This window comes from Stenotrophomonas sp. CFBP8994, assembly GCF_034044835.1.
Taxonomy (GTDB): Bacteria; Pseudomonadota; Gammaproteobacteria; order Xanthomonadales; family Xanthomonadaceae; genus Stenotrophomonas; species Stenotrophomonas rhizophila_A.
Genome location: NZ_JAXCWT010000002.1, coordinates 317526 through 342783, shown reverse-complemented (window position 1 = coordinate 342783; position 25258 = coordinate 317526). Strand labels below are relative to the sequence as shown.

The following is a 25258-nucleotide window of genomic DNA, read 5'->3' as shown; positions in this document are numbered from 1 at the left end:
GGTCTGACCGCCCGTCCCATTTGTCATGCATTAAAGGGCACGGGTGGCGGGTATGCTTTGCCACTGCCAACCGGGCCCCGCCCTTCGCCAGCCTCAGGAGTTTTGAATGTCGCGTTTCTGGAAGATCGTGCTGCTGGTGATCGCAGTGCTGGTGGTGGGGCTGGTCGGCATGCACCTGCTCAACGGTGGCAAGGGCAAGGATGCCAAGCCAGGGGCGCAGGCCGAGGCCGGCAAGGACGGCGAACGCGATACCGGCCCGGTGCCGGTGACGGTGATCGACGCGGCCCGCCAGGATGTGCCGGTCTACGCCAGCGCGCTGGGCACGGTGAGCGCGATGAACACCGTGACCGTAAGCCCGCAGGTGGGCGGCCAGCTGATCAGCCTGAACTTCAAGGAAGGCCAGGAAGTGAAGCAGGGCGACCTGCTGGCGCAGATCGATCCGCGCACGCTGCAGGCCAGCTATGACGAAGCGGCGGCGGCCAAGAAGCAGAACCAGGCCCAGCTGGCCACGGCGCGCTCGAACTACCAGCGCTCCAATTCGCCCGAATACCGCCAGTACGTCGCCAAGACCGACCTGGACACCCAGCGCAACCAGGTGGCCCAGTACGAAAGCGCGGTGGCGGCCAATGAGGCCAGCATGCGCGCGGCCCAGGTGCAGCTGCAGTACACCCGCGTGACCGCGCCCATCTCCGGCATCGCCGGCATCCGTGCGGTGGATGCAGGCAACGTGGTCAGCGCCGGTACCGCGCTGGTCACCCTGACCCAGATCCACCCGATCCACGTGGTGTTCAACCTGCCCGAACGCCAGCTGCCGGACGTGCGCCAGGCCCAGCAGGCCGGCCCGGTGACCATCGCCGCGCTGGACCGCAACGACTCGCACGTACTCACCGATGGCGGAAAGCTGGACGTGGTGGACAACCAGATCAGCAGCGACAGCGGCACCTTCCGCGCGCGCGCCCTGTTCGATAATCAAGACAACACCCTGTGGCCGGGCCAGTTCGTCAACGTGCGCATGCAGCTGCGCACCATTGCCGGCGGCGTGGTCATTCCCACCCAGGCCGTCATGCGCGGGCCCGATGGCGAGTACGTCTATATCGTCAAGCCGGACAACACGGTAGCCATGCAGACCGTGAAGAGCGGCGTGGAAGTGGGCGACAGCAACATCCAGATCACCGAAGGCCTCAAGGGCGGTGAGCGCGTGGTCAGCGAGGGCCAGTTCCGGCTCAAGCCGGGCAGCAAGGTCACCGCGCTGAAGCCGGGCGAGACGCCGGCCGCGCCGACCGAGGCCGAACTCAAGGCCGCCGCGCAGAAACAGGGCCCCAGTGGGCGTCGTGGCGGCGGCCCGCGCTGACCGCGCACGCCGTGTCCCCAACGCCGGCCAGGTGGCCGGCGTTCGCCTCCCGCATCGCCGTCTGACGTAACAGCAAGGATCCGCCCGTGGGCTTTTCGACGATTTTCATCCGCCGCCCCATCGCCACCTCGCTGCTGATGGCGGGCCTGCTGCTGCTCGGCATCCTCGGCTACCGCCAGCTGCCGGTGTCGGCGCTGCCGGAAATCGACGCGCCCAGCCTGGTGGTCACCACCCAGTACCCGGGTGCCAATGCGACCACCATGGCCTCGCTGGTCACCACGCCACTGGAGCGCCAGTTCGGGCAGATCTCCGGGCTGGAGCTGATGACCTCCGATTCGTCGGCCGGCCTGTCCACGATCATCCTGCAGTTCTCGATGGACCGGGACATCGACATCGCCGCACAGGACGTGCAGGCCGCGATCCGGCAGGCCACCCTGCCGTCATCGCTGCCGTACCAGCCGGTCTACAACCGGGTGAACCCGGCCGACGCGGCGATCATCACCCTCAAGCTCACCTCCGACACGCGCCCACTGCGCGATGTGAACAACTACGCCGACTCGATCCTGGCCCAGCGCCTGTCGCAGGTGCAGGGCGTGGGCCTGGTGTCGATCGCCGGCAACGTGCGCCCGGCCGTGCGCATCCAGGTCAACCCGGCGCAGCTGTCCAACATGGGCCTGACCCTGGAAGACCTGCGCAGCGCGCTGACCCAGGCCAACGTCAACGCGCCCAAGGGCTCGCTCAACGGCAAGACCCAGTCCTACAGCATCGGCACCAACGATCAGCTGACCAGCGCGGCGGAGTACCGCGAGACCATCATCAGCTACAAGAACGGCGCGCCGGTGCGGCTGGCGGACGTGGCCGAGGTGGTCGACGGCGTGGAGAACGACCAGCTCGCCGCCTGGGCCGATGGCAAGCCGGCCGTGCTGCTGGAAATCCGCCGCCAGCCCGGTGCCAACATCGTGCAGACGGTGGAGCGCATCCGCGCATTGATGCCGCAGCTGCAGAACGTGCTGCCGGCGGACGTGCACCTGGAAGTGTTCTCCGACCGTACCGAGACCATCCGCGCCTCCGTGCATGAAGTGCAGTTCACCCTGATCCTGACCATCGGCCTGGTGGTGGCGGTGATCTTCGTGTTCCTGCGCCGCCTGTGGGCCACGATCATTCCCTCGGTGGCGGTGCCGCTGTCGCTGGCGGGCACGTTCGGGGTGATGGCGTTTGCCGGCATGTCGCTGGACAACCTGTCGCTGATGGCGCTGGTGGTGGCCACCGGCTTCGTGGTCGACGATGCGATCGTGATGATCGAGAACATCGTGCGCTATATCGAACAGGGCAAGAGCGGCCCGGAAGCGGCCGAGATCGGCGCGCGCCAGATCGGCTTCACCGTGCTCTCGCTCACCGTGTCGCTGGTGGCGGTGTTCCTGCCGCTGCTGCTGATGCCGGGCGTGACCGGACGGCTGTTCCACGAGTTCGCGTGGGTGCTGAGCATCGCGGTGGTGCTGTCGATGCTGATCTCGCTGACGCTCACCCCGATGATGTGCGCCTACCTGCTCAAGCCCGACGCGCTGCCCGAAGGCGAGGACGCCCATGAGCGTGCGCATGCGGCCGGAAAGCAGACCGTGTGGAGCCGCACCGTCGGCCTGTACGAACGCAGCCTGGACTGGGTGCTCGACCACCAGCGCATGACCCTGGCGGTGGCCGCCGGCGCGCTGGTGTTGACCGTGGTGCTGTACATCGTCATTCCCAAGGGCCTGCTGCCCGAGCAGGACACCGGGCTGATCACCGGCGTGGTCCAGGCCGACCAGAACATCGCCTTCCCGCAGATGGAGCAGCGCACCAAGGCGGTGGCCGAAGCGCTGCGCAGCGACCCGGCAGTGACCGGCGTGGCCGCCTTCATCGGCGCCGGCAGCATGAACCCCACGCTCAACCAGGGCCAGCTGTCGATCGTGCTGAAGGAGCGCGGCGACCGCGACGGGCTGGAAGATATCCTGCCGCGCCTGCAGAAAGCCGTGGCCGGCATCCCCGGGGTGGCGCTGTACCTCAAGCCGGTCCAGGACGTGACCCTGGACACCCGCGTGGCCGCCACCGAGTACCAGTACTCGCTGTCGGACGTGGACAGCGCGCAGGTTGCGCTGCAGGCCACCCGCCTGACCGAGGCGCTGCGCCAGCGTCCGGAACTGGCGGATGTGGACAACAACCTGTCCAACCAGGGCCGCGCGCTGGAGCTGAACATCGACCGCGACAAGGCCAGCGTGCTGGGCGTGCCGATGCAGACCATCGACGACACGCTGTACGACGCCTTCGGCCAGCGCCAGATCTCGACCATCTTCACCGAGCTCAACCAGTACCGCGTGGTGCTGGAAGTGGCGCCGGAGTTCCGTACCAGCACTGCCCTGATGAACCAGCTGGCAGTGGCCTCCAACGGCGCCGGCGCGCTGACCGGCAGCAATGCCACCAACTTCGGCCAAGTCACCTCGTCCAACTCGTCCACCGCCACCGGTATCGGCGCGCAGAACACCGGTATTCCGGTGGGTGCGGGCAACATCATTCCGCTGGCCGCGCTGGCCGAAGGCAAGGTCACCAGCACCCCGCTGGTGGTCAGCCACCAGCAGCAGCTGCCGGCGGTAACGGTCTCGTTCAACATCGCCCCGGGCTATTCGCTGTCCGATGCGGTCAAGGCGATCGAAGAGACCCGCGCCAGCCTGGACATGCCGACGCAGGTGCACGCGCAGTTCATCGGCAAGGCCGCCGAGTTCACCGGCAGCCAGACCGACGTGGTGTGGCTGCTGCTGGCCTCGCTGGTGGTGATCTACATCGTGCTGGGCGTGCTGTACGAGAGCTACATCCACCCGATCACGATCATCTCCACCCTGCCGCCGGCCGGCGTGGGCGCGCTGTTGGCACTGATGGTGTGCGGGCTGAGCCTGTCGGTGGATGGCATTGTCGGCATCGTGCTGCTGATCGGCATCGTCAAGAAGAACGGCATCATGATGGTGGACTTCGCCATCGAGGCGCGCCGCGCCGGAGCCAACGCGCACGAAGCGATCCGCCGCGCCTGCCTGCTGCGCTTCCGCCCGATCATGATGACCACCGCCGCGGCCATGCTGGGCGCGTTGCCGCTGGCGCTGGGCACCGGCATCGGTTCGGAGCTGCGCCGCCCGCTGGGCATCGCCATCGTCGGCGGCCTGCTGATCTCGCAGCTGGTCACGCTGTACACCACGCCGGTGATCTACCTGTACATGGAGCGCTACTCCGAATGGCTGCGCCAGCGCCGTGAACAGCGCGCGCTGCGCAACGCCACCGCACAGGATCGCGCGTGAACATCTCCGGCCCGTTCATCCGCCGCCCGATCGGCACCGCGCTGCTGGCCATCGGCCTGTTCGTGGTCGGGTTGATGTGCTACCTGAAGCTGGGGGTGTCGGCGCTGCCGAACATCCAGATCCCGGTGATCTTCGTGCACGCCAGCCAGTCCGGCGCAGACGCCACCACCATGGCCTCCACGGTCACCGCGCCGCTGGAGCGCCACCTGGGCCAGCTGCCCGGCGTGGACCAGATGCGCTCGTCCAGCTCCGAAGGCAGCTCGCTGGTCTTCATGATCTTCCAGAGCGGGGTCGACATCGATTCGGCCGCGCTGGACGTGCAGACCGCGATCAACTCGGCCCAGGCCGACCTGCCCTCCGGGCTGGGTTCGCCGATGTTCCAGAAGGCCAACCCGAACGACGATCCGGTGATCGCCATTGCGTTGACCTCGCAGACGCAGTCGGCCGATGAGCTGTACAACGTGGCCGATTCGCTGCTGGCCCAGCGCATCCGCCAGATCAGCGGGGTGTCGTCGGTGGACATCGCCGGCGCCTCCACCCCGGCGGTGCGGGTGGACGTCAACCTGCGCCTGCTCAATGCGCTCAACCTCACCCCGGATGACCTGCGCAATGCGGTGCGCGCCGCCAATGTGACCTCGCCCACCGGCTTCCTGACCGACGGCAACACCACCACCGCGATCATCGCCAACGATTCGGTGGCGCGCGCGGCCGACTTCGCCAACCTGGTGATCAAGACCCAGGACGACGGCCGGGTGATCCGCCTGAAGGACGTGGCCAACGTCTACGACGGCCAGCAGGATGCCTACCAGGCGGCGTGGTTCGACCACAAACCGGCGGTGGTGATGTACGTGTTCACCCGCGCCGGGGCCAACATCGTGGAAACGGTGGACCGGGTCAAGGCGCAGATCCCGATGCTGCGCGACTACCTGCAGCCGGGCACCACGCTCACCCCATACTTCGACCGCACCCCGACCATCCGCTCGTCGCTGCACGAAGTGCAGATCACCCTGCTGATCAGCCTGGCGATGGTGATCCTGACCATGGCGCTGTTCCTGCGCCGGCTGGCACCGACCCTGATCGCGGCGATCACCGTGCCGCTGTCGCTGGCCGGTGCGGCACTGGTGATGTACGTGTTCGGGTTCACCCTGAACAACCTGAGCCTGCTGGCGCTGGTGATCGCGATCGGCTTCGTGGTCGATGACGCGATCGTGGTGATCGAAAACATCATGCGCCACCTCGACGAAGGCATGCCGCGCATGCAGGCGGCCCTGACCGGCGCCCGCGAGATCGGCTTCACCATCGTCTCCATCACCGCCTCGCTGGTGGCGGTGTTCATTCCGCTGCTGTTTGCCAGCGGCATGGTCGGTGCGTTCTTCCGCGAGTTCACCGTGACCCTGGTGGCCGCCATCGTGGTCTCGATGATCGTCTCGCTCACGCTCACCCCGGCGCTGTGCAGCCGCTTCCTCAGCGCCCACACGGAGCCGGACAAGCCCTCGCGGATCGGCCGCTTCCTGGATGCCACCCACGACCGCATGCTGCGCGTGTACACCGTCTGCCTGGACTTCTCGCTGCGCCACGCGCTGCTGCTGTCGCTGACCCCGATCCTGCTGATCGTGGCCACGGTGATGCTGGCGGGCGCGGTCAAGAAGGGCTCGTTCCCGCCGCAGGACACCGGCCTGATCTGGGGCCGCGCCAACTCCAGCGCGACGGTATCCTTCGAAGACATGGTCAACCGCCAGCGCCGCATCACCGACATGCTGATGGCCGACCCGGCGGTGAAAACCGTGGGCGTGCGCCTGGGTAGTGGCCGCCAGGGTTCCAGCGCGCAGTTCAACATCGAGCTGAAGACCCGCAAGGAAGGCCGCCGCGAAACCACCGCGCAGGCGCTGGCACGGCTGAGCGCCAAGGCCGACCGCTACCCCGACCTGGAGCTGCGCCTGCGCGCGATCCAGGATCTTCCCAGCGACGGGGGCGGCGGCAACAGCCAGGGCGCGCAGTACCGCGTGTCGCTGCAGGGCAACGACCTGGCCCAGCTGCAGGAATGGCTGCCCAAGGTGCAGGCCGCACTGAAGAAGAACCCCATGCTGCGCGACGTCGGCACCGACGTGGACACCGCCGGGCTGCGCCAGAACATCGAGATCGACCGGGCCAAGGCCGCGCGCCTGGGCGTGTCGGTCGGCGCGATCGATGGCGCGCTGTACGGCGCGTTCGGCCAGCGGCAGATTTCGACGATCTACTCGGACATCAACCAGTACAGCGTGGTGGTCAACGCGCTGCCGGAGCAGACCGCCACCCCGCGCGCGCTGGATGAGATCCACGTGCGCGCGGGCAACGGCGAGATGATCCCGATCACCGCCGTGGCGCGCCAGGTCCCCGGGCTGGCCCCGCCGCAGATCACCCACCAGAACCAGTACACCACGATGGACCTGAGCTACAACCTGGCACCAGGCGTGAGCACCGGCGAAGGCGAGGCGATCATCAAGGCCACCGTGGACGGGCTGCGCCTGCCCGGCGACATCCGCATCAGCGATGGCGGCGGCTTCAACGTGCAGCTCAACCCCAATTCGATGCTGATCCTGGTGCTGGCCGCCATCATCACCGTGTACCTGGTGCTGGGCATGCTGTACGAAAGCCTGGTGCACCCGGTGACGATCCTGTCCACCCTGCCGGCGGCGGGCGTGGGCGCGCTGCTGGCGCTGTTCGTGACCAATACCGAGTTGTCGGTGATCTCGATGATTGCGCTGGTGCTGCTGATCGGCATCGTCAAGAAGAACGCGATCATGATGATCGACTTCGCCGTGGTGGCCCAGCGTGAGCACGGCAAGAGCCCGCTGGAAGCGGTGCGCGAAGCCAGCATCGTGCGCTTCCGCCCGATCATGATGACCACCATGGTGGCAATCCTGGCGGCGGTGCCGCTGGCGATCGGCCTGGGCGAAGGGTCCGAGCTGCGTCGCCCGCTGGGCATCGCGATGATCGGCGGGTTGCTGTTCTCGCAGAGCCTGACCCTGCTGAGCACCCCGGCGCTGTATGTGATCTTCTCGTGCCTGCAGCAGCACTGGCGCGGCTGGCGCGCGCGCCGGCGCGAGAAGGCCTTGGTAAGGCGGGCAGCGCGCGCGTGACGCCCGTCGCTGCGCGGCGCCGCACGACCAACGGTCGTGCGCTACCGCGTTCATGACGATCATTTGACGCGCGGCACTCAAAAGAGAACAATCCGCATCAGCCACGGTCCTGCCGCGCCTCGCGCACCGCGCTGACTCCGCCTTCGCGGGCAGTGCCCCGACTCAGCCACGCCCTCTTCTTCCGCTTTCAACTGATCGCGGACGGTGTGCTGCTGTCCGCAGAGGACCCCCACTCGATGCCTGCTTCCGTACTTCCGCGCCACGCCCTGCGCCCGGCCCTGCTCGCCCTGTCGTTGTCCCTGGCCTGCGCGGCCCACGGCCAATCCCGCTCGGCCACCGAGCTGGACGCGGTGAAAGTCACCGCCGAACGCACCCACACCGAGACCGGCGCCCTGGGCGACCGCCCGGTACGCGATACCCCGTTCGCGATCTCCGTCATCGGCCGCGAGGACATCGAGAAGCGCCAGGTGGTCTCGCTGGGCGAGGCGTTCCTGACCGACCCGTCGGTGGTCACCCAGGTCAGCGCCTACGCCAGTGGCTGGAGCTCGCCGATCCGCAACCGCGGCATCGATCTCAGCTACGACAGCTACCGCGTCAACGGCCTGCAGGTGTCCTCGTGGGGTACCGAGTGGCCGCTGGAAGTGATGGAACAGGTGGAACTGCTCAAGGGCCCGGGCGGCTTCATGTACGGCTTCGGCCAGCCCGGCGGCATCATCAACTACGTCACGAAGAAGCCCACCGATGCCCCCACCTTCTCCGCGCAGCTCGGCTGGCGGGAACAGGGCATCGTCAGCGGCCAGGTCGATGTCGGCGGCCGCTTCGGCAACGAAGACATGTTCGGCTACCGCTTCAACGCCTACCAGGAGAAGGGCGAAACCTTCAACGGTGGCGAAGTGAACCGCAAGGTCGGTGCGCTGTCGCTGGATGCACGCCTGGGCGATGCGCTCACCTGGACCTTCGATGGCGTGTTCCAGGAGCGCGATCTCAGCGAGGAATCGCCGCAGTACTACTTCATCGGCCTGACCGAACTGCCGCGCCCGATCGCCGGCGATGTCAACAACGCCATTCCGGGCACCTTCTACGACACCCGCTCCAGCCTGCTCTCCACTGCACTGAACTGGCAGATCAACGACGACTGGAAGGCCAGCCTGAGCTATGGCTACACCTCGTCGTGGAACGACGTGAACAAGATCTTCGCCTACATCGACGATGTCAATGGCGACTACGACGTCAACGTCTACGAGCTCGGCGGCAAGAGCGAGTGGAAGCTGGCCCAGGCCATCGTGCAGGGCCGCTTCCAGACCGGCCCGCTGTCGCACCAGGTCGTCGCCGGCGTCTCGCACCAGACCGGGCTGGGCTGGGACCGCCCATACGAATGGAACACCATCGGCCGTGGCAACCTCTACCAGCGCCCCACCCTGCGCCATGACGCCGTCGGTTCGCAGGAGCTCACCCGCGGCAGCGAAACCGTACAGCAGGCGGTGTTCGTCAGCGATACGGTGGATTTCGGCCACGGCTGGTCGGTGCTGGCCGGTGCGCGCTACAACGACTTCGAGACCAAGGGCGCCTACCACACCTACCCGGTCACCCCGACCTACGCGGTGATGTTCAAGCCGGCCGATGCAGTCACGCTCTACACCAGCTACGTCGAATCGCTGGAAGCGGGCAGCCGGGTGGGCAGCGACTACATCAACGCCGGCGACGTGCTCGACCCGACCATCAGCAAGCAGTTCGAGATCGGCGCCAAGATCGAGTACCCACGCTGGAACGCCAACGCGGCTGCGTTCCGCCTGGAGCGCGGTGCCAACATCGACCGCCTGACCAGCGGCGGCAAACTGCTGGTGCAGGACGGCATCACCCTGTACGAAGGCGTGGAAGTCAGCGGCGACGTCCGCCTGACCGATGCCTTCACCCTCGGCGGCGGCGTGACCTGGCTGGACCCGACCTACGACAAGCTCTCGCCCGACAGCAGCACCCAGGAAGGCAACCGCACCGCCGGCGCAGCGCGCTGGAACGGCGTGGTGCACGCCGACTACAGCGTGCCGCAGGTGGAAGGCCTGGGCCTGTACGCGCTGGCCCGCTACTACGGCGACGTGTACTACGACGCCGACAATACCCTCAAGCTGCCCGACTACACCCTGGTCAACGCCGGCATCGGCTACCGCATGCAGGCCAACGGCCACCCGGTCACCTGGCGCGCCAGCGTCGAAAACCTCACCAACAGGAAGTACTGGTCCAACGCCGGCATCGGCCTGCCGCGCACGTTCACGGTCAGCGTCAGGTTTGATCTGTAAGCGAAGGGCGTAGCAGCCCGTCATTTCATTCGTTGCGAGCGGTGAGGCCGGCGGGGGTGGGTACCTACCAACCGGCTATGTCGGCTTCACCGCGATGACGCAATAATGAGGTGCCACCGCCCGACGAGTCCGCATGTCCGCCCGAGAATCCCGCCTGAGTCGCCTGTGGGCGCATGAGAAGGCCAGCTACGGGCTGCGGGTGTTCATTGCGTTGTCCGTGGCCATGGGCGTGTGCTGGCACCTGGACCAGCTGCCTGCGCTGCCCGGCGTATTCCTCGGCATCATCGCCAGCGCCATTGCCGAAACCGATGACAACTGGTGGGGCCGCACCAAATCCGTCGCCCTCTCCCTGCTGTGCTTCGTGGTGGCCGCCGCCGCCGTGGTCGAGCTGTTCGCCTGGCCGTGGCTGTTCATTGCGGCCCTGGCCCTGTCCACCTTCAGCCTGACCCTGCTCGGCGCGCTTGGCGAACGCTATGCCTCCATCGCCCAGGCCACGGTCACCCTGGCCATCTACACCATGATCGGCCTCGAACAGCACGGCGCCGACGACCGCGCCCAGGCCATCAGCGCCGTCAGCCACCTGCTGGCCGGCGCCCTCTGGTACGGCCTGCTGTCCATCCTGTGGACCGCCCTGTTCGCCAACCGCCCCGTGCGCGAACGCCTCGCCCGCCTCTACCTTGAACTCGGCCGTTACCTTCAGCTCAAGGCCGACCTGTTCGAACCGGTGCGCGATGCCGACGTGCAGAAGCGCCAGCTGGCCCTGGCCGAACAGAACCGCCGCGTCGTCGAAGCGCTCAACATCGCCAAGACCGCCATCCTGGCCCGGTTCGGCCGCTCCGGCCGCCCGGGCGTGCAATCCGGCCTGTACCTGCGCCTGTACTACATGGCCCAGGACTTCCACGAACGCGCCAGTTCCTCGCACTACCCCTATGGCGCGCTCACCGACGCCTTCTTCCACAGCGACGTGCTCTACCGCTGCCAGCGCCTGCTCGCCCTGCAGGGCGAAGCGTGTGCCAACCTGGGCACCGCCATCCGCATGCGCCGGCCGTTCCAGTACGGCGACCGGACCCGCCAGGCCACCGCCGACCTCACCGATTCCCTCGCCTGGCTGCGCGCCCAGCACAACCCCCAGTGGCAGCGCCTGCTCTCTTCGCTCGAACTGCTCGGCAACAACCTGCAGAGCATCGAACGCCGCCTGTCCGAAGCGGCCCAGTCCGAATCCACCCTGGACAACGTCGACACCCGCCTGCGCGACACCAACCCGCATACCCTGCGTGAGATGGGGGTGCGCATCCGCCAGCAGCTCACTCCCGGCTCGCTGCTGTTCCGCCACGGCCTACGCATGGCGCTGGCGCTGATCGTGGGCTTTGCCGCCATCCGCCTGTTCAATGCCCAGAACGGCTCCTGGGTGCTGCTCACCATCGTGTTCGTGTGCCGCCCCAACTTCGGCGCCACCCGCCAGCGGCTGGCCCAGCGCGTCGCCGGCACCCTGATCGGGCTGGTGCTCACCTGGGCGCTGATGCAGCTGTTCCAGGACCTGCGCATCGAATTGTTGATCGCCCTGCTTTCCGCGCTGCTGTTCTTCTTTACCCGCAGCGACCGCTACCTGGTCGCCTCGGCCGCGATCACCGTGATGGCACTGACCTGCTTCAACCTCATCGGCGATGGCTTCCTGCTGATCTGGCCGCGGCTGGTCGATACCCTGCTGGGCTGCGCGATCGCCGCCGCCGCCGCGTTCCTGATCCTGCCAGACTGGCAGGGCCGCCGCCTCGACCTTGTCATGGCGCGCGTGCTTGAACGCTGCGCCGGCTACCTGCAGGCGGTGCTGGGCCAGTACGGCAGCGGCATGCAGGACGACCTGGCCTACCGCATCGCCCGCCGCGACATGCACAACGCCGATGTCGCCCTGTCCACCGCGCTGTCCAACATGCTGCGCGAACCGGGCCACGTGCGCGGCAACCTGGACGCCGGCTTCCGCTTCCTGGCGCTGTCCAACACCCTGCTTGGCCACCTGTCCGCGCTCGGCGCCCACCGCGCGCAGCTGGACAGCTATGCGCAGGACCCCCTGGCCCGTTCCAGCGGCGAACGCGTGCAGCAGGCCATGCAGCAGATCGCCGGTGCGCTGGAACGGCGCGAACCGGTGGACGAGGCCGCCAACGAGGGCGACCGGGCCCTGGCCGAGCAGCTGGAGCAGCTCAATGATGAGATGCCGCCGAAGCTGCAGCTGATCCGCACCCAGATCGGCCTGATGCTGCGCCTGCTGCCCAAGCTGCGCGCCGCCGCGAACGAAATAGGGACCGGGACCGCGTGATAGGCTGCGCCGGTTCGCAAGGAGATTCCATGTCCGGCCACAGTCAGTTCGCCCTGCTCCGCCAGCGCCGCTTCCTGCCCTTCTTCATCGTGCAGTCGCTGGGGGCGTTCAACGACAACGTATACCGCCAGGCCATCATCGGCCTGCTGTTCTACCTCGGCGTGAGCCAGGCCGAGCAGTCGCTGTACACCACGCTGGCGCCGGCCATCTTCATCCTGCCCTACTTCCTGTTCTCCGCCCTGGCCGGGCAGATCGCCGAGAAGCTGGAGAAATCGCGGCTGATCGTGATCACCACCACGATGGAGATCGGGATCATGACCCTGGCCGCGGTCGGCTTCCTCACCCAGAGCATGCCGATCCTGCTCGTCGCCCTGTTCTGCACCGGCCTGCAGTCCACGCTGTTCGGCCCGGTGAAGTACTCGGTGCTGCCCTCGGTGCTCAAGCCCGAAGAGCTCACCGGCGGCAACGGCCTGGTCGAGATGGGCACCTCCATGTCGATCCTGACCGGCATGATCAGCGGCGGCATCATCTTCACCCTGGCCGGCAGTTTCGGCCCGATCGTGGCGGCAACGGCAGTGATCGCGCTGGCCATTGCCGGCAACATCACCGCGCGCATGATCCCGAAGGTCGATGCCGGCGCGCCCGACCTGAAGATCAACTGGAACCCCATCCCGGAATCGCTGGCAGTGCTGCGCCTGGCCAAGAAACAGAAGGCCGTGGCCAATGCCATCCTCGGCGTGTCGTGGTTCTGGTTCGTCGGCACCATGCTCACCTCGCAGCTGCCCACCTATGCGGTGGTCAACCTGGGCGGCGAACCGACCCTGTACATCTTCGCGCTGGCGCTGTTTTCGATCGGCACCGGCGTGGGCTCGCTGCTGTGCGAAAAGCTGTCCGGCCGCACCGTGGAAATCGGCCTGGTGCCGTTGGGCGCCTTCGGCATGACCGCCTTCATGCTGGACCTGTACTTCGCGCGCGCCGGCACCGCCACCACGGCGGGCCTGGGCGTGGCCGCCTTCGTGGCCGCGCCGGGCAGCGTGCGCATCATCGTCGACCTGGTAGGCATCGGTCTGTTTACCGGCTTCTTCGTGGTGCCGTTGTTCGCGTTGATCCAGAGCCGCACGCCCAAGTCGGAAATGTCGCGCGTGTTCGCCGCACTCAACATCCAGAATTCCGGCTTCATCGTCGCCGCGGCGATGATTGCGCTGGCCACGCAGAAATTCCTGCACTGGACGATCCCGCAGCTGTTCCTGGCGCTGGCGATCGCCAATGCGGTGGTGGCGGTCTACATCTTCACCATCGTGCCCGAATTCCTGATGCGGTTCCTCAGCTGGGTGATGGTGCGCTTCCTGTACCGCCTGCGCCTGCATGGCATTGAAGCCAACGTGCCGGATGAAGGCGCCGCGCTGATCGTCTGCAACCATGTCAGCTACATGGACGCGCTGATCCTCTCGGCGACGATCCCGCGCCCGGTGCGCTTCGTCATGTATTACAAGATCTTCAACATCCCGGTGATGCGCTGGATCTTCCGCACCGCCAAGGCCATTCCGATTGCCGGCGCGCGCGAGGACCCGGCGCTGATGCAGGCCGCGTTCGATGAGGTGGACAAGGCGCTGGCCGAAGGCGAGCTGGTCTGCATCTTCCCCGAAGGCGCGCTGACCCGCGATGGCGAAATGGCCGCCTTCAAATCCGGCGTGGAGAAGATCCTCGAGCGCCGGCCGGTGCCGGTGGTGCCGATGGCACTGCGCGGCATGTGGGCCAGCATGTGGAGCCGGCGCGATACGCGCCTGGGGCGCATGCGGGTGCCGCGCCGCCTGCGCGCCCACGTCGAGGTCATGGCCGGCCCGCCAGTCGACGGCGCAGCGGCTACCGCCGAGGGGCTGGAAGCGCAGGTCAGAACACTGCGCGGCGATCAAGGCTGAAAGCGACCAGATCAGGGTATTCCGCAAAGAAATCCATTGCGGCGCTCATGTAAACGCATACATCGGCGGGAACATCGGGTAGATTACCGCCCATAGGGGGTGTCACTTGGCGTTGGGAGATGCCAAGGGACAACCAATGGAATGGAGTCGTACTTGAATCATCTGCCGCCACCGACCCCGTCGGGCGTTGTCGTCCCCAACCATCTGGTCTGGGCGATCCTGACAACGTTGTTCTGCTGCCTGCCGTTGGGCGTGGTGTCGATCGTGTACGCGGCCCAGGTCGATGGCCGCCGCGCGGCCGGCGACCTGGCCGGTGCCTACGACGCATCGCGCAAGGCCGGTGGATGGGCATTGGCATCGGCGCTGGCCCTGCCGGTACTGCTGCTGTTGTGGTTTGGCCTGTTTGGCGGCATGGCCGCGCTGGGCGCTCTTTCCGACCTGTGAAACACCCTTCGTTCAACCCACCCAAGAAAATGGAGCTTCACTGATGAACGCCACTGCCCCGCAAGTCCCCAACCACCTGGTCTGGGCCATCCTGACCACCCTGTTCTGCTGCCTGCCGGCCGGCATCGTCTCGATCGTGTATGCCGCCCAGGTCAATGGCAAGCTGGCCTCGGGTGACATCGCCGGCGCGCAGGAATCGTCGAACAACGCCAAGAAGTGGGCCATGTGGTCGGCCATCATCGGCGTCGTGGCCATCGTGCTCTACATCATCCTGGTGGTGGTGATGGGCGTTGGCGGCGCAATGAGCGGCGGCAACTACTGATCGCCCCCTGGACGGCCCGGTCCGGCGCCCGCGCAGGGTGCCCGGCTCGGGCCGTTCTGCCGTCATGAGCCTGCCTTCCCGTTCCACCCTGTCGCGTTGGGCGCCGCTGGCCGTCACGGCCGGGCTGGCCGTGGGCGCGACGGCGGTGCTGCGTCATGTCAGCCCGTATGCCGGCAACAGTCCGCTGCCGGGTTGCCCGCTGTATGCGTTGACCGGGTTGTACTGTCCCGGCTGTGGTAGCACCCGCTGCCTGTATTCGCTGGTCCACTTCGACTGGTCCGGCGCGATGGCGATGAATCCACTGCTGGTGACCTCGCTGCCATTCCTGCTGTTGATGCTGCTCAACAACGCAGGCGTGCGCATGCGCGCACTGGACCCGCTGATGCGGGTGCTGGCCAATCCCACCTTCTGGCTGGTGCTGCTGGTCGGCTATGCAGTGCTGCGCAACCTGCCATGGATGCCGTTCGCGCTGTTGGCGCCCTAGGTCACCCAACCGGCGATGACCAGCAACGCAAGCGCTGCCATCCACAACAACAGCATGCGCCAGACCAGGCTCATCGCATCGCGCAGCTCCGGCAGGCGGCGCCACACCGGCACCATGCCCGCGTCGCTGTAATCGTGCGCGTCTTCGCGCAGTTCGGCACTGACACTGGCACGCGCCACGGCGCCCAGAAAATCGGTGGACGCGGCCCAACTATTGCCGTGCGCCTCGCGCCAGGCCTTGAAGGCCGTGTCGAAGTTGCCCACCAGCGCCATCGACAGCGACATCAGCTGCGCCACCGGCCACTCCAGCCACGACAGCACCTGGCGTGCGCCTACCACCGTCTCCACGTCGGCCAACGAGCGCATCGGCCCCACCGCCAGCAGCGCGAGCAGGCGGTACGCCAGCGCGCCTACAGGGCCCAGCAGCAGGAACCAGAACAGCACCGCGAACCAGCGCCGCAGTGCGTTGAGTACGGTGGCTTCCACCAGCGAGGGCACGTCCTCGTGCAGGCTGCCGCCGGCGGACTGCAGCTGGCCGATAGCCGAATGCCGGGCGTGCGCGTCATCGGCGTCGATCACCGCTTCCACGTCACGGTCCAGGTCGCGCGGACCCCAGCACATCACCAGCGTGGCGATGCCCAGCAGCAGCGACGGCAACCCGAACAGACGGTCATGCAGCGCCCATTGCAGCAGGGCCAGCACCAGCACGAACGGAACCAACGCCACCAGCCAGCCGTGGCGCCCACGCCAGAAGCCGGTTTCGGCCGCGTGAGCGTCCAGCCACTGCAGCCAGCGCCGGTACCAGCCGAATCGACGCAGCGCCACGGCCGCGGCAGGCGCGACATGACCCAGGGCCAAGGCGACCAGTACTGCGACCAGGGTGGTGAACATGGCGGCCTCCGTTCGGTTTCTGGGCGCTACTATGCCTTGGGACCCGGCAATTCCCCGGGTCACAGGTAATGTATGCCGCCCCGTGTTCAGGCAGCGGCAACGTGGTGCCCGGCTCAGCTCACCTGGCTGCGGTACCAGTGCTCGATCAGGCTGCGTGAAATCGAGATCGGCGGCGACAGGCGGATGCCCACCCCATCGTCCTCGATGTCACGGGCCAGCGCCGCGCCCACTTCTTCGGCAGTGAACCAGCGCGCGTCTTCCAGCTCGCCATCCACGGTGGGCACGTCGTCTTCGGCCGTAGCGCTGAAGCCGAGCATCAGCGCGCCCGGGAACGGCCACGGCTGGGTACCGAGGTAGCGACAGCTGCGCACCCGTACCTTGCTTTCCTCAAAGACCTCGCGGACCACGGTCTGTTCCAGCGATTCGCCGGGCTCCACGAACCCGGCCAGCACCGAATAACGGCGCGGGGCCCAGTTGGCCTGGCGGCCGAGCAGCAGGCGCCCGTTGCTTTCCACCGCCACGATCACCGCCGGGTCCACGCGCGGGTAGTGTTCGGTGCTGCACGCGACGCAGCGGCCGATGAAGCCCCCCCGGGTGAAGGCCACGGCGCCGCCGCACACGCCGCAGAAGCGGGTGCGGGACTGCCAGTACGACATGCCGCGGGCATAACAGAAGGCGCTGGCATCGGCGGCCGACCAGGTGGTGGCCGATTCGCGCAGGTCCACGCGCTGGGGCGCCGCGATATCGACGGCGGCCGATTCGACCGAGAACCACGCCTGCTCGCCGCGCAGGCCGAGGAAGATGGCCGTGCCGGGGCCGCCCCCGACCTGGGCGCCGGTCAGCGCCAGCGGCTGGCCGTCGTTACCGGCCAGCGCGCGGCCATCGGGATCCAGCACCAGCACGTGCGCCTGCGGCCACAGCCGCAACAACGCATCGGCGTCGTCGCGCAGGGTATCGGCGCGTTCAAGGGGGTCGGTGGTGAAAGCAAAACCGGCAAGCGGCAAAGAGACATTGGACATCCCTGAAGCCTGCCGCGATTCAACCGGAACAGCAAGCGGTGCCGTGCGGCACCGCGGTGGCGATCACATGCTGAAACTGCTGCCGCAGCCGCAGGTGGTCTTCGCATTCGGATTGCGGATCACGAACTGCGCGCCGGTCAGGCTTTCGGTGTAATCCACTTCGGCGCCCATCAGGTACTGCAGGCTGAGCGGATCGACCAGCAGGGTGACGCCGTTGGTGTCCACGGCCAGGTCATCCTCGGCGCGGTTCTCGTCGAACTCGAAGCCGTACTGGAAACCGGAACAGCCGCCGCCCTGGATGTAGACGCGCAGGGCCAATGCATCGCTGGCCTCGTCCTGGATCAGTTCCTTGACCTTGGCCGCAGCGGCTTCGGTGAAGTTCAGGGGACGGTCCAGCGACTGGTAATTCGGCGCAGCGGCGGGGGTGGGGGCGCCGGGCAGGGAAACTAGCGTGCTCATGCCCCCAGCATGGGGGTGCATGGGCACGCTTTCAAGCACCGGCCGTTCAGGCCATGGCTTCGGCCAGCTTCCTGCGCGCGTTGCCGTCCTTGCCGTCCTTGCGGTCGGCACTGTCGTCGGCCGGCGGCGGCAGAGCCATCTGGGCGCCACCATGGATGAGACGCCCGGTGAGCTGGGCACCTGCGTTCATTTCCACCACCTGGTAGTGGACATTGCCGGTGACCCGGGCGCTGGGGGTCAGCTCGACCCGCTCGCTGGCATGCACGTCGCCATCCAGGCGGCCACTGAGCACCACCACGTGGGCGCGGATCTCGCCTTCGATGCTGCCCTGCTCGGCCAGCGTGAGGGTGGCCGTGGTCGCGCCTTCCTGGGCGATCACCTTGCCCAGGATGGTGCCTTCCACATACAGGCCACCGCTGAATTCCACGTCTCCCCGGATCACCACCTGCGCGCCGATCAGCGCGTCCACGACCAGATGCCCGTCGCGGTTGGATTTGTTGCTGCCAAACATGGGCTTACTCCCCTTCTTTTGCCGTTGCTGCAGCCGGTGCTCCGGACTGCTTCCAGTCGAATACCTGGGTGGCGCCCCCTGCGCCGCTTCCCAGCGTGACCCGCACACGTTGCGGGGTGAAGTCCTTGGGCAACATGACGCTGCCGGTGAGCTGCTGGAAGTACCGGAAGGAATACTCCTGGCCCGGCACCTTGGTGCGCTGGTGCAGCTCGTCCCAGCTGACCGAGGTCAACTTGCCGTCCTTGACGCCTTCAACCGTAAACCGCATCTGGCCCTGGCTGATCGCGCCACGGTTGAGGTTCTGGGTCAGCACTACGGCGTACTGCCAGGTGCCCGCCGTTTCCGGCGAAAATTCAATGGAATGGGTGTTCAGGCCCTTGCGCTGGCTGGTGGACCCGACCAGGCGTTCGTAGAAGGCCACGTCGGCACGCAGGCCGGCGATTTCCTCGTCGCGCTCGCCCAGCGAGGTCTGCACCTCGTTGTTGGCCGCGCGGCTGATCCGGTCCGACGCCTGCAGGGTGGCCTGGGTCTGCTGCAGTTCCACCACCTGCTTCTGCAGCGTTTCGGCACGCGCTTGGGCGGCGTCCAGCTGGCGGCCGGCGTCACCGCCGGGGCCGGCGGTCCAGCGCCCCAGCAGCGCGGCCAGGACCAGGCTGGCCAGCCAGATGCCGGCCAGGATCAGCAGCCGGCGGCGATCGGGCGCCACCGGGGTTCCGGGGCGGCGGATCTGGATGCGGGAAGGTGTCGGGTTGTTCATGGCGAATACGGCGGCACCGCAGCTTGGGCGATACCGACACGGCCCCTGTCGGGAAGAGCGACTGCTTAGTGTAAGTCAGGGTTGGCACATTTTTCGCCCCTGACCCCCTGCGGGGCAGTAGCGTTCAGGGACGTCATCCCCGATAGTGTGGGCCTGTGCACACTTTCGCCGGAGCGCCTGCCATGACCGAGGCCCATCTGTTCGTGATCGGCATCCTGCTGGCCTGGCTGGCCGGCATCCGCGTGTACCTCACGGTGTTCGGGGTGGGCCTGGCCGGCATGCTGGGCTGGGTCGAGCTGCCGCCGGCGCTGCAGGCGACCGAGTCCTGGTGGGTGCTGGGCACCTCGGCCGCGCTGGCCATCACCGAATTCTTCGCCGACAAGATCCCCGGGGTGGACTCGGCCTGGGACCTGGTCCAGACCCTGGCCCGGGTACCGGCGGGTGCCTTCCTGGCTGCAGCCACGCTCTCGCCCACGGGCGAACTCAGCACCACGGCGCTGGCCGCAGGTGCCGGCGTGGCCCTGGCCAGCCATGGCCTGAAATCGGGTACCCGCGCCCTGCTCAATACCTCGCCCGAACCGGCCAGCAACTGGGTCGCCTCGGCCGCGGAAGACACGGTGGTGGTGGGCGGCCTGGCGTTGGCGCTGGCGCACCCGTGGCTGGCATTGATCGTCGTGGTGGCCTGCAGCCTGGTGGGCGCGCTGGTGGTCTGGCTGGTCTGGCGCACCCTCTGGAAGGGCATGCGCTGGCTGCTGCGGCAACCGGCGGGCAAGCCCGGGGCACTGGCCGACCGCGATGCCGCATAATCGCGCCGCAGACTGGGAGTACTGATGGCCGTCCAAGACAACGCTGTTGCATCCACCCGCGCCACCCGCGCCGAAACCCCGCCCGCCGATCATTGGCAGCGCTGGGCCAGCGCCGACGCGCCCGCCGTGGCGCCCGCGCCCAGCAACGTGGTGCCGCTCAACGCTGCCGCCGCCGCTGCCGTGTCCACCCCGCCGGTGCTGCCGCCATCGCAGTGGCAGCAGGACGATGCCACTACGCCGCCGCTGGGCAGCGAGGCGCCCTACCGTGTGCTGATCGTCGAAGACGACCGCTCGCAGGCCCTGTTCGCACAGAGCGTGCTGCATGGCGCCGGCATGGAAGCGATCGTGCACAGCGACGCCGAAGGCGTGCAGCAGGTGATCAACGAACAGCGCCCGGACCTGATCCTGATGGACCTGCACCTGCCGGGCCTGGATGGCATGCGCCTGACCGCGCTGATCCGCCAGCAGCCCGGCCAGCAGCTGCTGCCGATCGTATTCCTCAGCGGCGACCCGGACCCGGAGCGCCAGTTCGAAGTGCTCGACAGCGGCGCCGACGATTTCCTCAGCAAGCCGATCCGACCGCGCCACCTGATTGCCGCCGTCTCCAACCGCATCCGCCGCGCCCGCGCGCAGGCGGCGCTGCAGCCGGGTGCGCAGGGCGCGCCGGCCATGAACAACCCGGAGACCGGCCTGCCGACCCGCCACCACGTGATGCATCAGCTCGGCGCGGCGCTGGCGCACGGCGAGCATGGCGGCCTGTTCTTCATCGAAGTAGCCAGTGCCCTGGGCCTGCGCGAGCGCTATGGCTATGCCGCGTTCGAACGATTGATGGTGCAGGCCGCGCAGCGGCTGGCCGACAACGCGCACCCGCACCTGCTGGCGCGCCTGAACGACAACAGCTTCCTGGTCGTGGCGCGTGGCCTGGACGAAGAATCACTGGACGCGATGGCGCACCAGCTGCGCGATGAACTGTCCGCGCGCTCGTTCGTGATCCGCGATGAGGAATCGGTGCATCTGCGCGGCGTGGTCGGGCATGCCCAGCTCTCCGGTGGCTTTGGCGATGCCGGCACGGCGCTGGAAGCGGTGGAGCGCACCACGCTGCAGGCGCGGCTGCTGCCCTCCGGCGTGGCCGCGCACGTGCGCCGCGAGGACGTCGCCGCGCAGGAACACCTGGCCATGCTCGAAGGCCAGCTCGAACCAGCCTACCAGCCGATCGTGGCGGTGGCCGGTGGCAATACCGCCCAGTACCAGGTGCTGCTGCGCCTGCGCCAGGCCGATGGCAGCGTACTCAACGCGGGCCAGGTGATCCCCGCTGCGGAAGCGGCCGGGCGCATCGCCGACCTCGACCAGCAGGTGCTGGACCATGCGCTGGGCCTGCTCGATCTGTACCGGCACGCCACCCAGCCGCTGAGCCTGTTCGTGTCGCAGTCGCTGCGCACCCTGGCCCGCGATGCTTTCGCCGACTGGTTGCTGGAAACGCTGCAGCAGCGTGGGCTGCCCGGCAGCGCGCTGGTCATTGACGTGCGCCTGCCCGACGCACTGATCCACACCGTCACCCTGCAGCAGTTCTGCTCGCGCATGAGCGCGGCCGGGGTGCGCTTCTGCCTGAGCCAGTTCGAGCCCAGCGGTGAAGCCAATGCCCTGCTTGGCCAGCTGCCGCTGGCATTCGTGCGCATGGCCGCCCGTTTCTCCAGCAGCCATGCCAACCAGCAGACCCGCGATGAACTGCGTGGCGCGATCGACGCCGCGCACCGTGCCGGGGCACAGATCATCGGCCAGCAGATCGAAGACCCGCAGGCCGCAGCGGCGATGTGGATGGGCGGGGTCGATTTCATCCAGGGCAACATGGTGCAGTCGGCCGGGAGCGAGCTGAACTTCGACTTCCACACCGCGGTGCTCTGACCATGACGGCCCAAGGACGGGTTCCCTTCGCACTGTGGCTGGCGGCGATCGCGGCCGCCCTTGCCGCTACCGCCAGCGGCATGGCCGCCGCCGGCGCCAACGGCCCATGGCCGGTCATTGCCGCTGCCACCGCCGCAGTGGCGCTGATCGCCGCGCTGGTCGGCGTGAGCCGCTGGCGCGAGGTGCAGGCGCAGCTGGCCCTGGGGCAGCGCCGCCACGAGGCGCTGGCCGTTGAGCGCGACCACCTGCAGCGCGCCATGCAGCAGCAGGACATGCTGGAACAGGAGCTGCTGCAGGCCAAGCAGGCGGCCGAGGCCGCCGCGCTGGCCAAGGGCGAGTTCCTGGCCACCATGAGCCACGAGATCCGCACGCCGCTCAACGGCATCCTGCCGATGCTGGACCTGATCGCGCGCGGCCAGCTGGGCACCGACCAGCGGCAGATGCTGCAGACCGCCACGGTCAGTTCGCAGCAGCTGCTGCGCATCGTCGATGACATCCTGGATTACTCCCGGCTGGAGGCCAAAGGCCTGGACCTGGAGATCACCACGTTCAACCTGCGCGAGCTGCTGGAAGGCATCGTCCAGCTCATGCAGCGCAGCGCTGAAGCCAAGGGCCTGGCGGTGTCGCTGGAACTGGACCCCGCCGTGCGCCTGTCGGTGCGCGGCGACCCGGTGCGGCTGCGCCAGGTGCTGGGCAACCTGATGGTGAACGCCATCAAGTTCACCGAGCGCGGCCAGATCCGCCTGCGCGTGACCCGCCAGGGCGAGACCACCAGCCAGCACCAGCTGCGCTTCGAAGTCATCGACACCGGCATCGGCATCGACGGCACCCTGCAGGCGCGCCTGTTCCAGTCCTTCAGCCAGGCCGATGCCTCCACCACGCGCATCTACGGCGGCACCGGCCTGGGCCTGGCCATCTGCAAGCGCATCATCGACCTCATGCACGGCAACATCGGGGTGAGTTCGACCCCGCGCCACGGCGCCACGTTCTGGTTCGAGATTCCGCTGCTGAAGGTCGTCGGCGACCTGCCGGCCGCGCCGCTCACCACGCGCGCCCTGCTGGTCAGCGAAGACCCGCTGCTGGTGCAGCGCCTGCAGCGCGTGCTGCAGCACCACGACATCCGCCTGCACACGGTAGACAGCGCATCCGCCGCGCTGGACATCCTGCGCGCGCCGGTACGCCCGGGGATCGAGCCGGACCTTGCCTGGGTGATCGCCGACACCCATGCACTACGCCACGGCGCCACCGCCCTGCACCGCGCGGTGCTGCACGATGCCCGCACGCCCACTCCGCGCCTGCTCTGGCTGCAGGGCGACGAGCAGCTGGCCGCGCTGCTGCGCGAGAACACCTGCGTGTTACCGCGCGAGGCCGGTGACGTGGACCTGCATGCGGTGCTGCGCCCGGCAGTGGCCAGTGCGCGCCCGGCCCCCCTGCTGGCCAGCGTGGAGCCCTACAGCGGTCCGGTGGACGCGCCGCAGCTGGGCCTGCGCCTGCTGCTGGTGGAAGACAACAGCGTCAACCTGCTGGTCGCCCAGCGCCTGCTGCAGGTGCTGGGCTGCACCGTCACCACCGCCACCGATGGCGAACAGGGCCTGCTGCAGCTGCAGACCCGCGCCTTCGACCTGGTGCTGATGGACTGCCAGATGCCGGTCCTGGATGGCTACAGCGCCACCCGGCGCTGGCGTGAGCAGGAAGCGGCGGAAGGCCGCACCCGGCTGCCGATCGTGGCGATGACCGCCAACGCGATGGCCGGCGACCGCGAGCGCTGCCTGCAGGCGGGCATGGACGATTACCTGTCCAAGCCGGTCAACCGCGAGTCGCTGCAGGCCTGCCTGCTGCGCTGGCAGTTGACGATGGAAGACAACGCCGCCGACGCGCGCAATACCCCCGCGCCGGCGCGGGCTCCGGCACCCACCCCATTGCCCCCGCCGCTGCCGCCGCTGGTCGCAGACAACGGCAATGACGACGTCTCGCCCGGGGTGCTCGACACCGGTGTGCTGGATGAGCTGCAGGAGGTGATTGGTGCGGAGACCGCCACCATCATCGCCGTGTTCCTGGAAGACACCCCGCCCTTGATCCGGCAGCTGCAGGACGCGTCGGTGGCCGCCGACCTGGAAACGCTGCGCGCGCTGGCGCACAGCCTGAAGTCGGCCAGTGCGAACGTCGGGGCGATGGCGTTGTCGGTGGCGGCACGTCGGATTGAACACGACGCCCGCGCCGGCACGCTGGAGCGCCCGGCCGTGGCCGTGGCGCTGCTGATTGCCGAATACGCGCGTGCACGGCTGGCGCTGGCCGGCTACCAGGCCAGCATCCCCGCCACGGCCGCGCGCTGAATCAGTCTTCCAGTTTGGTGAGCAGGTAGTTCGGCTCGCCGATGCGCTCGATCAGTTCCAGCTGGGTTTCCAGCCAGTCGATATGCTCTTCCTCGTTGTCGAGGATCTTCACGAACAGCTGGCGGCTGACGTAATCGCCGACCGAATCGGCATAAGCCACTGCTTCGCGCAGGGTGACGGTGCCTTCGCGCTCCAGCGCCAGGTCGCACTGCAGGATCTCGGTGGGGTTCTCGCCGATGCGCAGCTTGCCCAGCGCCTGGAAGTTCGGCAGGCCTTCAAGGAACAGGATGCGATCGGAGAGCACGTCGGCGTGCTTCATCTCCTCGATCGATTCCTTGTATTCGTGGTCGGCCAGTTCCTTCAGACCCCAGTTCTTCAGCATCTTGGCATGCAGGAAGTACTGGTTGATCGCGGTCAGCTCGTTATAGAGGACCTTGTTGAGGAATTCGATGACCTTCGTGTCGCCTTTCATGACCGTGCTCCTGCAGCGTGAAAACGCCGGCACTGTAGCGCGTCCCTGCAGGCAATGAGGGAACGCGAATCATGATCGATCGGTTTACGCGACCTGCGCCAACCCCAGGACAGGCAACGGCAGGTCGTGGGTGTTGCGGGCCTTGGCCAGCAGGTCGGCCGCCATGTCCAGGCAGGAACCGCAGGTAGCGCCGCAGCCGGTGCGCATGGTCAGCTCGGACACGCTGGCGACACCGCTCTGGGCGGCTTCGCGGATCTGGTGGTCGGTTACCCCGTTACAGATGCAGACGTACACGTGCGGACTCGGCAGGCAGGCCCGGATCGGCCTGTGCGTATTCCAATCGAAACGAGAATGGTTGTCAATTTCGTAACTGAATCATTCTCGATACGGTTCAGCGTGCCCGTTCAGCCGGCCCGGCGCGGAGCAAAAAAAAAGACCGATCTTTCAATCGGTCTCTTTCGTATTTGGCTGCCCCGGATGGATTCGAACCACCGAATGCCTGAGTCAGAGTCAGGTGCCTTACCGCTTGGCGACGGGGCAAAACGTGC

The 25258-nt window shown here is 67.6% G+C and carries 19 protein-coding genes and 1 tRNA gene; 12 read left to right on the top strand and 8 right to left on the bottom strand.

Translation table 11 applies throughout. From position 1 onward, the window contains the following. Positions 1 to 106: 106 nt before the first annotated feature. The 9 genes from SOM39_RS06320 to SOM39_RS06280 all read left to right on the top strand — a co-directional run bounded on the left by SOM39_RS06320 (position 107) and on the right by SOM39_RS06280 (position 15561). A complete protein-coding gene (locus SOM39_RS06320) occupies positions 107 to 1351 on the top strand; it encodes an efflux RND transporter periplasmic adaptor subunit (RefSeq protein ID WP_320457829.1) in 1245 nt (414 codons plus the stop codon). Between the two features lie 86 nt (positions 1352 to 1437). After that, positions 1438 to 4668, top strand: a complete 3231-nt coding sequence (locus tag SOM39_RS06315) for an efflux RND transporter permease subunit (RefSeq protein ID WP_320457828.1) — start codon at positions 1438 to 1440, stop codon at positions 4666 to 4668. Then, positions 4665 to 7787, top strand: coding sequence for an efflux RND transporter permease subunit (locus SOM39_RS06310; RefSeq protein WP_184125902.1), 3123 nt, complete (start codon positions 4665 to 4667; stop codon positions 7785 to 7787). The genes SOM39_RS06315 and SOM39_RS06310 overlap by 4 nt, the downstream gene beginning before the upstream one ends. Before the next feature lie 236 nt (positions 7788 to 8023). Then, entirely contained in the window at positions 8024 to 10081 is a 2058-nt protein-coding gene (locus SOM39_RS06305) for a TonB-dependent receptor (RefSeq protein WP_320457827.1), read from the top strand. A 133-nt stretch (positions 10082 to 10214) separates the two neighbouring features. Continuing rightward, on the top strand, positions 10215 to 12392 hold the full coding sequence (gene yccS, locus SOM39_RS06300; RefSeq protein ID WP_320457826.1) for a YccS family putative transporter: 2178 nt from the start codon (positions 10215 to 10217) through the stop codon (positions 12390 to 12392). A 29-nt stretch (positions 12393 to 12421) separates the two neighbouring features. After that, a complete protein-coding gene (locus SOM39_RS06295; RefSeq protein WP_320457825.1) occupies positions 12422 to 14311 on the top strand; it encodes an MFS transporter in 1890 nt (629 codons plus the stop codon). Positions 14312 to 14464: 153 nt separating this feature from the next. Continuing rightward, positions 14465 to 14755, top strand: a complete 291-nt coding sequence (locus SOM39_RS06290) for a CD225/dispanin family protein (protein WP_414715859.1) — start codon at positions 14465 to 14467, stop codon at positions 14753 to 14755. 43 nt (positions 14756 to 14798) lie between these two features. Beyond that, positions 14799 to 15077 (top strand): CD225/dispanin family protein, encoded by a 279-nt coding sequence (locus tag SOM39_RS06285; RefSeq protein ID WP_068854269.1) that lies wholly within the window; start codon positions 14799 to 14801, stop codon positions 15075 to 15077. Positions 15078 to 15141: 64 nt separating this feature from the next. Next, a complete protein-coding gene (locus tag SOM39_RS06280; protein ID WP_095363138.1) occupies positions 15142 to 15561 on the top strand; it encodes a DUF2752 domain-containing protein in 420 nt (139 codons plus the stop codon). Here SOM39_RS06280 and ampE read toward each other — a convergent pair. From ampE to SOM39_RS06255, 5 genes are all read right to left on the bottom strand, one after another. Further along, complete coding sequence (ampE, locus tag SOM39_RS06275; RefSeq protein ID WP_320457824.1) at positions 15558 to 16451, bottom strand: regulatory signaling modulator protein AmpE; 894 nt, start codon at positions 16449 to 16451, stop codon at positions 15558 to 15560. The genes SOM39_RS06280 and ampE overlap by 4 nt on opposite strands. Positions 16452 to 16564: 113 nt before the next feature. Further along, complete coding sequence (nudC, locus tag SOM39_RS06270) at positions 16565 to 17470, bottom strand: NAD(+) diphosphatase (protein ID WP_320457823.1); 906 nt, start codon at positions 17468 to 17470, stop codon at positions 16565 to 16567. A gap of 63 nt (positions 17471 to 17533) precedes the next feature. After that, positions 17534 to 17929, bottom strand: coding sequence for an iron-sulfur cluster insertion protein ErpA (gene erpA, locus SOM39_RS06265; RefSeq protein WP_068854273.1), 396 nt, complete (start codon positions 17927 to 17929; stop codon positions 17534 to 17536). A gap of 46 nt (positions 17930 to 17975) precedes the next feature. Then, positions 17976 to 18440: a bactofilin family protein gene (locus SOM39_RS06260; protein WP_093534912.1), complete on the bottom strand. Its 465-nt coding sequence runs from the start codon at positions 18438 to 18440 to the stop codon at positions 17976 to 17978. A 4-nt stretch (positions 18441 to 18444) separates the two neighbouring features. Next, a complete protein-coding gene (locus SOM39_RS06255; RefSeq protein WP_068854275.1) occupies positions 18445 to 19197 on the bottom strand; it encodes a DUF6776 family protein in 753 nt (250 codons plus the stop codon). A 182-nt stretch (positions 19198 to 19379) separates the two neighbouring features. On the opposite strand from SOM39_RS06255, the gene SOM39_RS06250 reads away from it, so the two are divergent. Genes SOM39_RS06250 through SOM39_RS06240 form a run of 3 tightly spaced genes read left to right on the top strand, consistent with a single transcriptional unit; the run spans position 19380 to position 24238 of the window. Further along, positions 19380 to 20003, top strand: a complete 624-nt coding sequence (locus SOM39_RS06250; protein ID WP_068854276.1) for a DUF4126 domain-containing protein — start codon at positions 19380 to 19382, stop codon at positions 20001 to 20003. 24 nt (positions 20004 to 20027) lie between these two features. Beyond that, the gene (locus tag SOM39_RS06245) at positions 20028 to 21905 is read left to right on the top strand and encodes an EAL domain-containing protein (RefSeq protein ID WP_217537779.1); all 1878 of its coding nucleotides are present in this window, start codon (positions 20028 to 20030) and stop codon (positions 21903 to 21905) included. A 38-nt stretch (positions 21906 to 21943) separates the two neighbouring features. Then, positions 21944 to 24238 (top strand): hybrid sensor histidine kinase/response regulator, encoded by a 2295-nt coding sequence (locus SOM39_RS06240; protein WP_320458066.1) that lies wholly within the window; start codon positions 21944 to 21946, stop codon positions 24236 to 24238. A 1-nt stretch (position 24239) separates the two neighbouring features. Here the strand turns inward: SOM39_RS06240 and bfr are convergent, their stop codons facing one another. From bfr to SOM39_RS06225, 3 genes are all read right to left on the bottom strand, one after another. Then, positions 24240 to 24710 (bottom strand): bacterioferritin, encoded by a 471-nt coding sequence (gene bfr / locus SOM39_RS06235; RefSeq protein WP_068854278.1) that lies wholly within the window; start codon positions 24708 to 24710, stop codon positions 24240 to 24242. Between the two features lie 84 nt (positions 24711 to 24794). After that, positions 24795 to 25004 carry a (2Fe-2S)-binding protein gene (locus SOM39_RS06230; protein ID WP_068854279.1) on the bottom strand — a complete coding sequence of 70 codons (210 nt, stop codon included), beginning with the start codon at positions 25002 to 25004 and terminating at the stop codon, positions 24795 to 24797. 171 nt (positions 25005 to 25175) lie between these two features. Beyond that, positions 25176 to 25250, bottom strand: a tRNA-Gln gene (locus SOM39_RS06225). Positions 25251 to 25258: the final 8 nt, after the last annotated feature.